This is a genomic window from Delftia sp. 60, assembly GCF_002754395.1.
GTDB classification, from domain to species: Bacteria; Pseudomonadota; Gammaproteobacteria; order Burkholderiales; family Burkholderiaceae_C; genus Comamonas; species Comamonas acidovorans.
The window spans coordinates 2,784,436-2,797,320 of record NZ_PEFD01000001.1; the positions used below are offsets into that span (position 1 = coordinate 2,784,436).

At 57.9% G+C, this 12,885-nt stretch carries 14 protein-coding genes, 2 tRNA genes and 1 pseudogene; 12 read left to right on the forward strand and 5 right to left on the reverse strand.

Going from position 1 to position 12,885, the window contains the following annotated elements; genetic code table 11:
* The first annotated feature begins 8 nt into the window (after window positions 1-8).
* Both CLV01_RS12630 and CLV01_RS28695 read left to right on the forward strand, forming a co-directional pair.
* Window positions 9-1,178: an AAA family ATPase gene (locus CLV01_RS12630; RefSeq protein WP_180288383.1), complete on the forward strand. Its 1,170-nt coding sequence runs from the start codon at window positions 9-11 to the stop codon at window positions 1,176-1,178.
* Window positions 1,138-2,235: a hypothetical protein gene (locus CLV01_RS28695; protein WP_180288384.1), complete on the forward strand. Its 1,098-nt coding sequence runs from the start codon at window positions 1,138-1,140 to the stop codon at window positions 2,233-2,235. The genes CLV01_RS12630 and CLV01_RS28695 overlap by 41 nt, the downstream gene beginning before the upstream one ends.
* 130 nt (window positions 2,236-2,365) lie before the next feature.
* Here the strand turns inward: CLV01_RS28695 and CLV01_RS12635 are convergent, their stop codons facing one another.
* From CLV01_RS12635 to CLV01_RS12650, 4 genes are read right to left on the reverse strand one after another with little or no spacing between them, the layout of a single operon-like run.
* Window positions 2,366-2,728, reverse strand: a complete 363-nt coding sequence (locus CLV01_RS12635) for a helix-turn-helix domain-containing protein (protein WP_099734166.1) — start codon at window positions 2,726-2,728, stop codon at window positions 2,366-2,368.
* Entirely contained in the window at window positions 2,715-3,128 is a 414-nt protein-coding gene (locus CLV01_RS12640) for an ASCH domain-containing protein (RefSeq protein ID WP_099734165.1), read from the reverse strand. The genes CLV01_RS12635 and CLV01_RS12640 overlap by 14 nt, the downstream gene beginning before the upstream one ends.
* Window positions 3,125-5,290, reverse strand: a complete 2,166-nt coding sequence (locus CLV01_RS12645) for a ParB/RepB/Spo0J family partition protein (protein ID WP_180288385.1) — start codon at window positions 5,288-5,290, stop codon at window positions 3,125-3,127. The genes CLV01_RS12640 and CLV01_RS12645 overlap by 4 nt, the downstream gene beginning before the upstream one ends.
* Window positions 5,274-5,519 (reverse strand): hypothetical protein, encoded by a 246-nt coding sequence (locus tag CLV01_RS12650; protein WP_099734163.1) that lies wholly within the window; start codon window positions 5,517-5,519, stop codon window positions 5,274-5,276. Before CLV01_RS12650 ends, CLV01_RS12645 begins: the two co-directional genes overlap by 17 nt.
* Window positions 5,520-5,721: 202 nt before the next feature.
* On the opposite strand from CLV01_RS12650, the gene CLV01_RS12655 reads away from it, so the two are divergent.
* The 10 genes and pseudogenes from CLV01_RS12655 to CLV01_RS12690 all read left to right on the forward strand — a co-directional run bounded on the left by CLV01_RS12655 (window position 5,722) and on the right by CLV01_RS12690 (window position 11,943).
* Window positions 5,722-6,114 (forward strand): hypothetical protein, encoded by a 393-nt coding sequence (locus CLV01_RS12655; protein ID WP_099734162.1) that lies wholly within the window; start codon window positions 5,722-5,724, stop codon window positions 6,112-6,114.
* 2 nt (window positions 6,115-6,116) lie between these two features.
* Complete coding sequence (locus tag CLV01_RS12660; RefSeq protein ID WP_257221281.1) at window positions 6,117-6,647, forward strand: hypothetical protein; 531 nt, start codon at window positions 6,117-6,119, stop codon at window positions 6,645-6,647.
* A 106-nt stretch (window positions 6,648-6,753) separates the two neighbouring features.
* Window positions 6,754-7,611: a sce7726 family protein gene (locus CLV01_RS28700; RefSeq protein ID WP_180289121.1), complete on the forward strand. Its 858-nt coding sequence runs from the start codon at window positions 6,754-6,756 to the stop codon at window positions 7,609-7,611.
* A 157-nt stretch (window positions 7,612-7,768) separates the two neighbouring features.
* Window positions 7,769-8,667, forward strand: a pseudogene (locus tag CLV01_RS28705) (sce7725 family protein).
* Between the two features lie 61 nt (window positions 8,668-8,728).
* A complete protein-coding gene (locus tag CLV01_RS28710; RefSeq protein WP_143290070.1) occupies window positions 8,729-9,223 on the forward strand; it encodes a hypothetical protein in 495 nt (164 codons plus the stop codon).
* Window positions 9,165-9,929: a M48 family metalloprotease gene (locus tag CLV01_RS12670; RefSeq protein ID WP_034391743.1), complete on the forward strand. Its 765-nt coding sequence runs from the start codon at window positions 9,165-9,167 to the stop codon at window positions 9,927-9,929. The genes CLV01_RS28710 and CLV01_RS12670 overlap by 59 nt, the downstream gene beginning before the upstream one ends.
* Window positions 9,930-10,078: 149 nt before the next feature.
* Window positions 10,079-10,154, forward strand: a tRNA-Gly gene (locus tag CLV01_RS12675).
* A gap of 98 nt (window positions 10,155-10,252) precedes the next feature.
* Window positions 10,253-10,343 (forward strand) — tRNA-Leu (locus tag CLV01_RS12680).
* Between the two features lie 329 nt (window positions 10,344-10,672).
* Entirely contained in the window at window positions 10,673-11,299 is a 627-nt protein-coding gene (locus tag CLV01_RS12685) for a DUF6806 family protein (RefSeq protein ID WP_013803265.1), read from the forward strand.
* A 32-nt stretch (window positions 11,300-11,331) separates the two neighbouring features.
* A complete protein-coding gene (locus CLV01_RS12690) occupies window positions 11,332-11,943 on the forward strand; it encodes a M48 metallopeptidase family protein (protein WP_012204534.1) in 612 nt (203 codons plus the stop codon).
* Between the two features lies 1 nt (window position 11,944).
* On the opposite strand, the gene murI is transcribed toward CLV01_RS12690, so the two are convergent.
* A complete protein-coding gene (gene murI, locus CLV01_RS12695) occupies window positions 11,945-12,835 on the reverse strand; it encodes a glutamate racemase (RefSeq protein WP_099734160.1) in 891 nt (296 codons plus the stop codon).
* Window positions 12,836-12,885: the final 50 nt, after the last annotated feature.

A 12,885-nucleotide genomic window follows, 5' to 3' on the forward strand; every position in this document is an offset into this window, starting at 1 on the left:
CTGTCAGATTGACAGACCCTTCTTACGGAATAAGCTTTGTTGCATCTTTCGCCAAAGATGGTCGGAATGCAGATTCTTTCGTTGTAAACGATGCAGAGCTGTCAGTCCTACTTCCGAACCATTCTGTAATTTTTACGTCTAGTGATATTTTTTCTGCTGGTACTCTAGTGACGACAGTTAAGGCAGATAGCCGACAGCTGCGTCGAATAGTAAATCCAGCCGCTGCATTTGCTTCCTATATTGCAGGCCTTGTTGCCAATTTCGTTGATGGACGTATTCTTCCACCGAAAATCGAGGCAGAGGCTCGCCGTATTTTGCAGTATCCAAATTTGTCTCCTGAAGCCTTGACAATTTTGGCTTCCACTGCTCCTGCTGTGTCTTTTAGAAAGCTATACGATAGTCTTTTGAGGGATGACTATAAAAAGCTCTACAAGGAAATAAATGTGGCGTGTGCCATGAACTATGTTTTGCAGGCTATATCTGACGCAGGGGGCTTTTTTAGAGAGATTTTTTCCCAGACGACATATCTTGGCCCAGCTAGAGCGCGCAGCGAACGTTACTATCGTTTCCAGGAGCTTGAAATATCTGAAATAGCACCAGATGGACACAATCTACCAATGTTTCTTGGATCATTGCCACCCGTTCAACTTAGGCAATTTTCAGAATGGGTAAGTGGCTTGTTTGGGTTTGGTGTGGGAGTTCAGAGAACTGAAGGACATATAAGTATTCAGCTCAAGCGTGATGGCTTGGATGTTAATGCTGCAGATACAGGATATGGAGTTTCACAGTTGCTGCCAGTTTTGGCGCAAATATGGTGGTCTTCTAAAACTGGCGCTCGGGAGAGGCGAAACTCTCTTTATCCAATAACTATGGAGCAGCCAGAGCTGCATCTGCATCCTGCGCATCAAGCTCAACTGGCCGATGCGCTTCTGAATGCGCTACCTAATACTCAAGATGATACTCGGGGCTCTCCAGTGTTCGTTGTAGAGACACATAGTGAAACTCTGATTAATCGCTTGGGTGAACTTATTGAAGAGGGGAAACTGCGAGCGGAGGACGTGCAGATAGTAATATTTTCTAGCGAAGACGGAAATCTAAATTCTACTCGAATTGAGACTTCAAACTACGACGCTGAAGGTGTTCTTGAAAACTGGCCATTTGGTTTTTTCAGCTATTAAAATGATTATTAAATTTGATTTTTCCCAAGATGACATTGCTGATGTCGATATTAGAAAATTGTCAGATTTATTTTCAGAGGCTGCTAGATCTAGTTTGTTGGGGTATCACCGTGTGGTGATTTCAAGATCGCTTGCAAAGTGGGCGGCTTTGAATTTGGATCTTTCAAAAAAGCATAAAGAGCATATTCTTGGTTTAGGGCAGGAGTTTTCGCAATTAGGAGGGCAGGTTGAAAAGGCTAAATATAAAATATTGGTGAGGCATGATGTTGGTTTAATTGATTATGATGATAAAGGGACTTGGAGAATAGGTATTGATCATGCTCTTCCTGAGGGTTTTCTTTCACAAACTTCACTAGTCCTTGAGAATGCAAGGAATGATGGTGAATTTTATAAAATGTTGTTTGATTTAAACGCCAAGCTCTTGAGGTTTGGTGACCTGTCATATGTTCCAGTTCACGGTGGTGGTAACGGCTCGGCTGATGAGATAACGAGAATTGCTGAGCAAAAAAGGCCCGTCTCTTGCATTTGTGATACAGATGTGAAGGCCTTAGGTGGCTCCGCCTCTGCAACGTACAACTCAGTAATGAGTGCGAAGAGATTATCAAATCCCGTCGGTTTGGTAATTGGCACACCTGCTCGCGAAGTTGAGAATTTTTTGTCCACGAATATTGTCAGGCAAATAACAGAGAATCAGGATTCTCTTGACTATATAGAGCATTTGTTGGATAGACAGGGGGAGGTGGATTCAGGAGATTGCCTGTGGCTGTATATGGATCTTAAGGATGGCTTTCTCCCGGGGGTATTGGATGCCTATGCTCGCTCACCACATACCAGAAAATGGATATGCAATAAATTCGATACTACTGATGAAGAAATAAAAAATATTAATGTAAAGCCTATGGGTAATAATATTTTGCAGGTATTTATGAGGTCGGAGAGATTAAAGAGCGATTTTCATCAATATGTTAGATCAGCTTATTGGGCGGAGCATTTTCTAACTTGGATTAATGAAATTTTATGGGTATTGGCAGGTAGAAAGCGTGAGCGTGTCAGCTAGCTTTGAAAATTAAGATTGCATTAATTAATCCGCAAGCCTGATCAATTCGGGCTTGCGCGTGCGTCTCCATCTTGCAGGGTTGGAAATTTTTTTAGAACCGGTGTATTGCGATTAAGACGTCCGGTTGGGTCTAGCTTGGCAAAGAGGGTAGATTCGGCGGAATTCTCCGTCTTCGGCCTCTAACGCTTGGGCTTGTTAATAGCGGCGATGAATGTTTGGGGATGACATCAGATATTGATTTTTTAGAAATCTCCTCACGTGGTGGAGATTTATCTTGTGTCATCGCTTGTTGCGCACGCCTTGCAGCAGCCTCTTCCCGTGCCTTCTCGTTCAGGCGTTCGAATAGAGCCTGACGCGGGATGATCCACCCCCGGCCTACTTTGACGCCCGGGAGGTCTCCACTAGTTAGACGCGCGGCGGCTGTTTCCTTGTCGCAGGAAAATAATTGCGCCAAGTCTTCAACCGTCAGAATTTCTGTATCAGCGCGTGTCATGGCTGTGAGCCTCCGCTGCAAGTTCAGGTAGGTTGAAAAACTGCAGGCGACACCTCCATGGCACGAAGGGCATCGGCCTGCGGTCGAGCAGCACGAAGCCGAAGCTACCCACCTGCTTCAATTTTGAGGCGCTGTGCGCCACGCCATCAACGATGCTAGTCCAGCCCACCAGGCCACCGCGCGGCAGATCGTCATAGGAGAGCAATCCGCCGGCAGGGAGCATGCTGGCGTTGCCCAGCTCCTTGGTGATCTCGTCGTAGTAGGCACGGGTCATCGTCAGGCCTGAATGAACCAGTAGTTGGCTGCGAAACGGCGTTGAGCACTCCCGGTTCTCGATGTCCTTGTGCCCGTGGACTATGAGCCAAGCCCATGGCTGGCGGATGGTAAGGGCGGGGATCATGGCATGGTCTCCTGGGCTTCGGTATTGATGATTTCCAGCTCGGTGTAGTCGGCGCTCAGGTTCCAGCGCTCGGCCGCGTCCAGCGCATCCTCGTCGAGCAGGTCGACCTCGGGGTCAATGGGCAGCTCGACGATCCAGGCGCGGTCGCCCATGGGCTGGATGGCGACGGCCAAGCGGCCTTTGGTCGGCAGGAGCTTCTTGCCGGGTCCGCGCAGGTCGACGCGGATGCGGACCTGCTGCAGCGGTTCGATGGAGTTGGGCGTGGTGACCTCGGCAGCGGCCATCGCGTCGGCGATCGCGCGGCTGGCCTCTGCGGCCGTGGCCTTGCCCTTCCTGAGCTTGGGCGTGGCCTTGTCTGTGGGGGCTGCCTTGCCTGCGCGTGCGGCGGCCTCGGCTTTCATCTCGTCTTGCACCTCGCTCTGGATCGTGTCCAGATCCGCACCGGACAGATCTGCCATCTCCTCGAAGAGTGGATTGACTGTGTGGTGCAGGTCGTGGGCGCAGGCCATCATCAGCATGTACTGGATTTGCGCGGGCAGATCCTGCTCGGCCAGATCCTCCAGTGCGCTCTGTAGGTCCAGGTCTGCGCGGCTGTCGTTGCCGTCGATCTGGAACATGCGGTAGAGGAGCTGGCGGGATACGCTCTCGGACAGCAGCTTGAGGATCAGCAGGGCCGCGCGGCTGGGGATGTGATCGAGATCTGCAGGGGGAAGATGCAGGAGCCCGTCGATCGTTGCCTCGGCCGCGCGCTCGCGCCAGCGCATTTCGTACTCGCGCTGCAGCGCTTCCCGCGTGGGCTCGGTCGGCTTCTTGGTCTGGGCCTTGGCCGCAGCCTGGCGCTCGCCTTTGACCTTCACGGCTGCGCTGGCGGTGTGCGTGGCCACGGCCTCCACCAGGTTGCCGCTGGGCGCCTCGATCAGCACCACGCTGGCTGCTGGCACGTCCTGGCCCAGCACCTGGCGCACGGGTGCGCTGCTGCCCTGGCTCGGCTTGTCCAGCAGCAGGTAGCCACGGGGCGCCCCGTTCTCGCTGGGCATGATGTCGCGGGCCTGGCGGCCGGTGATGATCTGCTGGCCACGCTGTTGGGCCTGGGCCTTCATGCGCTCGAAGTGGGCGTCCTTCTTTTCTGCGAAGCAGGCGGTGTCGGTACAGACGTCTGCATCGCTCTTGTCCCACAGCTCGGGCGACGCGCCGGTGTGTTTGGGGCAGACCGAGCACGCGCCGGCGGACGGGCACAGCGTGGCATCGTCCAGTGCAAAGGGGGCTTGGTCCAGCTTGAGCATGTAGCTGCGTCGGGCCAGGTCCAGTGCGCTGCGATAGCTCATGGGGCCGCCGTCAGGGCCGCCCGTGAGCACGCGCTTGGTGTATTCGGTCTGGATGGCCTCGGTAGGGCGCTGTGCCACCAGCAGGGCCACGCTGCGCGTCAGCGTGCGCGCGGCCAGGGCGGCTGTGGCCTCTGGGCACAGCGTGAGCAGGCGCAGCGACTCGAAGACATGGGTGCGGCTCTTTTGCAGGGCTTCAGCGGCGCCGTCGATCGAAAAGCCGTGGTCCAGGGTCAGGCGCTGCACGCCCAGGGCCTCCTGCAGGGGCGTGAGGTCGCTGCGGTGCAGGTTCTCGATGAGCTGCATCAGCAGCGCATGCATGTTGTCAGCTTCGCGCTCGATGTACGGCACGGTGCGCAGGCCCGCAATCTGGGCGGCGCGGTACCGGCGCTCGCCCGCAATGATTTCGTGCGTGGCGCGGCGCGTGGCTTCGTCCTCGAAGGTGTCCTGCAGGCGCTCTGCCGGCAGGCGGCGCAGCAGCAGGGGCTGCAGCACGCCGTACAGCTTCATGGTGGCGGCCATGTCGTGGAGTGCGTCGTCCTCGATCACCCTGCGGTTCGTGCGGCTGGGCGCGATCTGGGCGATGGGCAGCGTGGGGTGCACGATCGCGCCGGCGTCAGCGCTGCCCTCGCGCTCGGCCTGCAAGACCTCGAAGGCGTCCATGGGCAGGTTGACCAGGCTGTCGCCCACGGCGATCTGGTACTGGCGCCCGCCGGGCGTCTTGCCGATCACCTTGCCGCGCTGGCCGGCCTGGGCATGCGGCTTGCCGCCCTTGCCTGTGGCCTCGGCGCTGATCACCACTTCGCGCTGGATCAGCGGGTCTTTACTTTTGGGAGCCACGGCTGGCCTCCTTTTCGTTGAGTTGCTGCACGCGCTGAGCGGCGACCTTGCGGCGCGCATCGAGCAGCTCGGTGGGCATGGGGTCGAATTGATCGCGCTGCGTTGTGGCCGCGAACGTGTGGCCTGGTGCGTACCGCTTGCCGCAGTGCGCGAAGCCCAGGCGCACCATGCGGGCGTCGCTGGTGTCGGGCTGCCAGTGCGAGCAGGCCCTGCAGGCGGGCCGGCTCATGAGTGCCCCCGGGGATACACACGCTTGCCGCTGATCAGGCTGGGCAGCTTGAAGGCGTCCATGGCGCCCGGGCGCACGGACGGCTGCAGCTCCGTCGCCACCAGGTTGCCCTTGGTTGTTGTTGCCCTGATGGGTTGTTCCCGCTCAGGGGTGGTCACGCGCTCGCGCCCTACGCTTCGACAGTCTCGACGAAGTGCGGCGCATGGCGCCGTCCGCGCTTGAGGATCTGGACTGGCAATCCGTCTATGAGCGGCCAGAGCTGAGCGTGCGGGCGGCCATCATCAAGCTGCGCGGCTGCGATGCTCGCCTGCAGGCGCTGTCGCCGGACCTCGATGCACTGGTTCGCGTGGCCTTCTGCGACGCAGCCTACAACGGCGGCTGGAGCCACCTCCAGCAGGACCGCCAGCTGTGCGCGCTGCAGCGAGGTTGCGACGCCGACCAGTGGTTCGGCCACGTCGAGCTGCACAGCGTCAAGAGCCGCGAGAAGTGGCAGGGCTACGGTCAAAGCGCCTACGACATCAACCGGGAGCACGTGCGCAACACGGTGCCACTGCAGTCCAGGCGCATGAAGTACCTGCCGTGGCTGGGGGTATAGCCATGCTTGAAGCCATCAAGTCCAAGGCCTGGCAGGCCGGCGCCCTGGTGCTGGCCGCGCTGCTGGCCCTGCAGACCTGGCGCCTGTACGGCGAGCAGCTCGCTCACCAGCGCCTGATCGCGGTCCAGGCCCAGCAGGTGGCCGGCCAGGCCGTCGCGGGCCTGACCCTGGAGCGAAAGCTCGCCACCGCCGAATCTACCCACGCAACGAAAACCCAGGAGGCATCCGATGCATTCACTCAGGTCCGCCCTGCGCGCGACGCTGTTGTGCGCGCTGATCTCGACCGTGTTGAGCGGTTGCGCCTCGCCGCCGAACGCAGCGCAGCCACAGCCCGGGCGCAAGCCCAGGCCAACGCCGCTGCCAGCCGCGATCTTGGGCGCCCTCGCTCAGCACGTTACAAGCGGGGCAGCAGTGGTTGCAGGACTCCGAGCGGATCTTGCAAAGCGAGACGACGAGGTAGTGCTGATGCGCACACAGATGGACGTCGACCGCAAATTGCTAGCGCCCTAGACCAAACGACTACTAGCTATTGAGAGAGCTCCTCGACACCCATCCCCGATTGGTGCTGCTGCCCGGCGTGCTAGACTTCGCGCCCGCTCGGTGTCGCTTGCTAGACCTTAAAGAAAGATGCCTTGTGTCATGACGCCGCTTCAACGCTCTCGACTTATTGCACGGATGTTCTCTAGGCCTGTCTTGGAGAGCATGGCACGTTCTGGGTCAGTCTCTTCTGTAGTTGAGAGTTTCGCAAAGCTTGGAGTTGTTCCTCGCACCACTGGCGAAACTGTTGGTGATCTTTTTGATGCGGGCTTCAAGGAAATTGGTCGATGGTATCGGTGTGAGTACTATTACAAAGCGGTCATAGCAAATCGATTGGTTTATGGGCGTCATAGTCCGAAAACCTCCAGCCTTGCAATCGAGCAAGGTGTCCATGACTCTATAGTGGACGCAGTGGTTTTCAATAGAACATCGACGGCTTATGAGATCAAGACAGAATTCGATAGTCCTGCTCGGTTGACCACTCAAACGCCGGCATATCTGCGTGCCTTTGATAAGGTAAATGTCGTCACCGACCCTCACAACGGTGAACGCTACAAGCAGGTGCTTGATCCGCGTGTGGGCGTCCTGGTGCTGAATCGCGATAACTCCCTTACAGTACTGCGACCGGCGGTAAGCGATGTCTCCCGCATAGAGCCAGCTGTTGTTTTCAGGATGCTGCGACGGTCTGAGTACATGAGCGCTGTGCAGTCCATCTGTGGACCGCAGCCTGAACTTCCCAATGGAATACTGGACGCTCACTATCGTAGTCTCTTCAGCGGCTTTACGAGTGAGCAGGCTCATAGGGTGCTGATCGCTGCGATGCGAGCGCGTACTACTGGATCTGGGGTCGTCTCTTACTTGCGTGCGCTTCCTACTAGTCTGCGCGCTTTGGGTTATGCGGCACCCCTCACGCTGCCCCAGCGCGTACGTTTGTTGGATTGTCTTCAAACCGTCTTTTAGGCGGGTGCCTCAATACTGATTATCGCTTCTCATTAGTGATGGTTTCCATTTGTTGCAAGTTCGTGCACAATGCGTATCATCTGCAAACTCTGGAGTGAGGTCGATGTATTTTCCATATTTGTATGGGCGCCAGTCGGAGCTGCTCGCGGTCTCATCGATGCTCAAGGACCATCGTTCCTTAGACAGTTTCTTGCCTGTTATCGAGCCAGTTGTTGGCAAGACTAATGGTATTGTCAAGCTGCTTGAGGCCTATGGAAAAAAGGGTAAGCAACTCGGGGTCGTGGTAAACCCGAATAAATATGAGCTTGCAGGTTCGGCAAATTCCAAGCCATGGGCAGATACAGTGTGGCCTGTGGTTTTGGCTAATAAATCCATCCTTCCCGTGCTGCGCTATGAACAGGGGGTGAGCTTCGCAAACATCAAGGATTTCCTAAAGAAATGTGCGAAACGCGACGTCGCTTTAGCGTACGCCAGTGCCGGACTACTTGATGTTGAATTCAAGGAGCTCGCCAAGTTGGAGCAAGTTCGTTTCCATATCATCTTGGATGAAGATAAAGCTCATCATCGCTACGGCCTCCTGCCAACAGCTAAGTTAGTTCATATAGATGATAGGTTTAAGAAGCTAACACGTAATGCGGATTACGGAGGGCCTGAATTCTTCTCTCGGCAGCATAGAACGTTCCTTAAGCAAGGAATTGCAGGATTTGGCGACTACTGTTCGCTAGGAAAGGGGCTCGCTGTAGGAGGGGGAAGGTGGCCGCTGTAGCCATCCATGCTGCATATATGAACGAGGACAAGGATGCTTGGATGGAGCACTTTGTGTCGACCGACAAGGACATACTTGTTGGGAGCCCTGGGGAAAAATTCCTGCAGGCCGCAAAGAAGTTGGATGCAGCGGCAAAAAAGCGACCGTTACAATTTGGTAGCAACTTCGCTCTTGATAAGTTTGCGGAGCATGTGGCAAATCGCCACTATCCAGGCCTGGGTAAGAACAAGGAGCTACAAATCGCTCACCATATCTGCTTCAAGTTGGACGCTGTGGCTGGTAAGTTGTAGGCGATGCGCGCGGGTTCGGGAGGTTCGCTTCTAAGTTGTTGATTTTATATGGATGGCTTGGATGCAAATCCGGTTAGACCAGTTCGACTCTGGTTCGCGCCTCCAAAAATTCATTGCAGACACAGTGTTCAAAAGGCCCTCGGGGCCTTTTTCTTTTTCTGCATCACGGATCGTTGTTCGTCCTTGGTGCCATGTCTCCGCAGCGGCCTCGACTTGGCTGGCGCATCTTCTTCTCTTCCGATTCAGTGCCGTGGCAGTGCTTCACGCTCTGTGGATCGACAGCATGGCTGCATGCCTGTTTTGGTCATCCATTGCTGATATGGCGAATTTAATTGTTTCCATTTGTTTTGAATGGACAGCCGTCATTGAAATTTGGCATTGCTTATCCATTGAGAAATTGCAAGAAATTGCAAGAAATTGCAAATGGGTTGTCATTGCCGGTAGATTGAATTGGCAGGTCGTGGATATGATGCGCGCTTCATTTATCGGGAGGGATTATGAAGATCAAGTTATTGACGGCGATTGTTGCCGGGGGCGTGGTGCTGGCGGGCTGTAAAACCATGGAGTCTGCCGATGTGGGCGGGTTGCTGGATTCGGGCTCCACGGCCATGAAGGCCATGACGCTCACGGATGACGACGTGGTCACGCTGTCCAATGATTCCTGCGCAGCCATGGATGCCCAGAACAAGGTGGCAGATGCAAAGAGTAAGTACACGCTGCGGCTGAACAAGGTGATTGCCGGCATGCCGCAGGCTGTCAATGGGAAGAAGGCTGTCTACAAGGTCTATATGACGCAGGACGTGAATGCCTGGGCCATGGCCAATGGCTGCATCCGTGTCTACAGCGGCCTGATGGATCTGATGAACGATGACGAGCTGCGTGGCGTGATTGGCCATGAAATCGGGCACGTGGCACTGGGTCACAGCAAGAAGCGCATGCAGACGGCCTATGCGGCTTCGGCTGCACGCTCTATTGCGGCCAATAGCGGCAATTCGGCGCTGGCCTCACTGTCGCGTTCGCAGGCGGGTGATCTGGGTGAGAAGTTCATCAATGCCCAGTTCTCGCAGTCGCAGGAGTCGGCGGCCGATGACTACTCCTTCGATCTGCTCACGGAAAAGAAGATGAGCCGCCAGGGGCTGGTCACATCGTTCCAGAAGCTGGCCAAGCTCAGCGCTGGCAGCGGCGGCAGCTCCATCCTGAGCTCCCATCCGCCGTCCGAACAGCGGGCCAAGCGCATGCAGGATCGCATCGACGGCAAGTAGGCTTCGACGGTGAAACAGCCTGCCGCCGCAAGGTGCAAGGCAGGCTGCGATCTGCCTTGGTGCAGATTTTTTGCGGGCTTCTTCCGTCGCACCAAAAATCTGCGCTAGAATTCAAGTCTGCTCTGTGAAGCGCATGGCTTTACAGATACGCGGGAATAGCTCAGTTGGTAGAGCGCAACCTTGCCAAGGTTGAGGTCGACGGTTCGAACCCGTTTTCCCGCTCCAATTCAGAAAAAAGGGAAGCGGTAACGCTTCCCTTTTTCGTTGGTGCTGCAGTTGCAGGTGTGAGCAGTTCGCTCTGACCTGTGACGCTGCGGTGCAGGGCCCCGATGGTGAAATTGGTAGACACTGCGGACTTAAAATCCGCCGCTTCCGAACAGGGGCGTGCCGGTTCGATCCCGGCTCGGGGCACCACAACCCAATACGTACTAGGCATTGTTGCTATCTATACGGTAGCGGATTGAAGCAGCCAAGGCGCCTGCTGTTCCGCAAATTCAGGCGTCGGGCCGCAACGTGCATCGACGGTCCTGCCCGCTTGCTGCGCTGCACGGTGTCCATGCGTTGCCAAGACCTTGCCCGTTGGCATAACGTGCGAGAATCCATTCATCAGGCCCCGGGCTGCTTGCCTGGATGGCGCGGCTCGGGCAGACAGTGATGGCGATGCCTGCATGCGTTCCGTTGACGTTGATCGTGGCACATGGTGCGGCGTGACAGGTGTGGCCAAACTCATCCCAGACGAGAACATGTCGAATTACAACGCTCCATTTGAAATCCACGTGCACGGCCAAGTGCTGCTGCGCCCCGACACGACCTACGAGCAGTTGCAGGAAGCGCTGGGTCCGCTGTGGAAGTATGCGGGGGCCCGTTCCCTGGCCGATGGCGCTGGCAGCGTCTATGAGGAAGAGCCAGGCATCCAGTTCGATACCAAGGAGCGCCTGCTCCAGGTGTGCTGGACCGTGCGTGGTGACGAGGATTTCCGGCAGTCGCTGGACGACATGTGCATGGGCATCAACGAGCTGGCCGAGCAGGGCGCGGCCATCGAGGTGACCTTCTACGACACCGAGTTCGACGAGGAAGAGGAGTCCGAAGAGGCCGAGTCGCGCGACGACTTCGTCATGCTCTTCGTTGGTCCGACGCCCGCGGCCATCATGCAGGTGCAGCGCGATCTGCTGGTGCAGGACGTGGTCAACCTGATGGAGCGCCATTTCGACGGCTCCGAGCTGGGTGGCGTGGTGCAGGAGATCGACAAGCTGTTCTCCCAGCGCTTCGACGCCCTGGTCAGCTCGCTGGAGATCGGCAAGCCGCCGCGCGGCATGGGTGGATCGGGTTCGGGCCACGGCGGCAACCGCCGCCCACGCCACCTGCATTGAGCGCAAGGCGCTGCCCCGCGCAGCGTACAGCCATGGCGGCACAGGCCAGCACGCCCAAGTATTCCGGAGCAGTCACCGAGACCGTGCGCCGCCAGCGCGAGCAGCGGCGCGAGGTGGCCGGTGGTGCGCTGCCGCTTCCCTACCTGTCCGCCTACCCGGCCGCGCTGCAGTCACAGGTGCGTGGCTGGCTGGCCGATGACAAGGCCGAGGCCTGGCTGCTGCGCAAGCATCCCGAGGCGCATGCCGTGCGCACGGACAAGAGCCTCTATGACTACGTGGATGCCCTCAAGGGCCGGCACATGCGCAATGCCGGCACGCTGAACAAGGTGGCCTACGACGGCCGCATCCATGTGGTCCACAACGCCCTGGGCCTGCACACGCGCCGCACCGTGGTGCAGGGAAGCCGCCTCAATGCCCGGCATGAGATCCGCATCGGCGCACTGTTCAAGCAGGCGCCCGAGGCTTTCTTGCGCATGATCGTCGTCCATGAGCTGGCCCATCTGCGCGAGCCCGACCACGACAAGGCCTTCTACCAGCTGTGCACCCACATGGAGCCCGACTACCACCAGCTGGAGTTCGAGCTGCGGCTGTACCTGAGCTGGATGGACCACTCGGGCCGGCGCCTGTGGCAGGCGCAGCCGTGATTCAAGCGGCCGTGGGGACGGCGCTGGATTCGCCGACCTGAACGGACGAGCAGCATTGCGCGGGCAGCTCCAGCCAGCGCGATGCGGCAGACTGCAGGGCCTGCAGCGATCCCGTGGTCATCAACTGGACCTGGCCCTCTGCCGCGGGCAAGGGTCCTGATTCGCTGGCCAGGGTGCCCAGGCGATCCAGCACGCGCCGCGTCTGGCGGGCTACCGGGGCACCTGTGTCGATGAACTGAATGTCCGGCCCCAGCAGCGTGCGCAACTGCTCGCGGGCGAATATGTAGTGGGTGCAGCCCAGCACCAGGGAATCCATCTCGCCCGTCTTCTGTCCGAAGCTGCCCAGGGCATTCACATACTTGGCGCACAGTTGCGCGACCTCGGTGGCCATGGGGTCGGCGGGAACGGGTTGCTCCGTGCTTTCCTCGATGGCCTTGGCCAGTCCGTCGCAGGGCTGGACATGGAATTGCACGCGCTGGCCATGGTCGGCCACCAGGCGTGCAAAGCGTGCGCTGCTCACCGTGCCGCGTGTGGCCATCACGCCCACGTGGCCGGTCTGGCTCGACAGCGAAGCGGGCTTGATGGCGGGCTCCACGCCGATCAGGGGCAATTCGGGCATTTCGGCGCGCAGCATGTCCACGGCCGCTGCCGTGGCTGTGTTGCAGGCGATCACCAGTACCTTGATCTGGTGCTGCTCGCGCAGATGGCGCGCAATGGTGCGCGTGCGCTGCTGAACGAAGGCATCGCCACGCGCATCGCCATAGGGAGCATTGCCGCTGTCGGCAAGGTAGACGAAGCGCTCATGCGGCAGTTCATGGCGCAGCGCCTGCAGCACGCTGAGGCCGCCGATGCCGCTGTCGAAGACGCCGATGGGAGAGGCCGGGGAGGTCATTTGGAGATCCGGATAAAGGCTTTTGGAGGCGGCGCCCAGTATGCCCGCTC

Coding starts and splice junctions, on each gene's coding strand:
- CLV01_RS12685 (WP_013803265.1), top strand. CDS start 10,673: ATGTCGAATTACAACGCTCCATTTGAAATCCACGTGCACGGCCAAGTG.
- CLV01_RS12635 (WP_099734166.1), bottom strand. CDS start 2,728: ATGACACGCGCTGATACAGAAATTCTGACGGTTGAAGACTTGGCGCAA.
- CLV01_RS28700 (WP_180289121.1), top strand. CDS start 6,754: ATGACGCCGCTTCAACGCTCTCGACTTATTGCACGGATGTTCTCTAGG.
- CLV01_RS12655 (WP_099734162.1), top strand. CDS start 5,722: ATGGCGCCGTCCGCGCTTGAGGATCTGGACTGGCAATCCGTCTATGAG.
- CLV01_RS12690 (WP_012204534.1), top strand. CDS start 11,332: ATGGCGGCACAGGCCAGCACGCCCAAGTATTCCGGAGCAGTCACCGAG.
- CLV01_RS12640 (WP_099734165.1), bottom strand. CDS start 3,128: ATGATCCCCGCCCTTACCATCCGCCAGCCATGGGCTTGGCTCATAGTC.
- CLV01_RS28710 (WP_143290070.1), top strand. CDS start 8,729: ATGCAAATCCGGTTAGACCAGTTCGACTCTGGTTCGCGCCTCCAAAAA.
- CLV01_RS12650 (WP_099734163.1), bottom strand. CDS start 5,519: ATGAGCCGGCCCGCCTGCAGGGCCTGCTCGCACTGGCAGCCCGACACC.
- CLV01_RS12670 (WP_034391743.1), top strand. CDS start 9,165: ATGAAGATCAAGTTATTGACGGCGATTGTTGCCGGGGGCGTGGTGCTG.
- CLV01_RS12660 (WP_257221281.1), top strand. CDS start 6,117: ATGCTTGAAGCCATCAAGTCCAAGGCCTGGCAGGCCGGCGCCCTGGTG.
- murI (WP_099734160.1), bottom strand. CDS start 12,835: ATGACCTCCCCGGCCTCTCCCATCGGCGTCTTCGACAGCGGCATCGGC.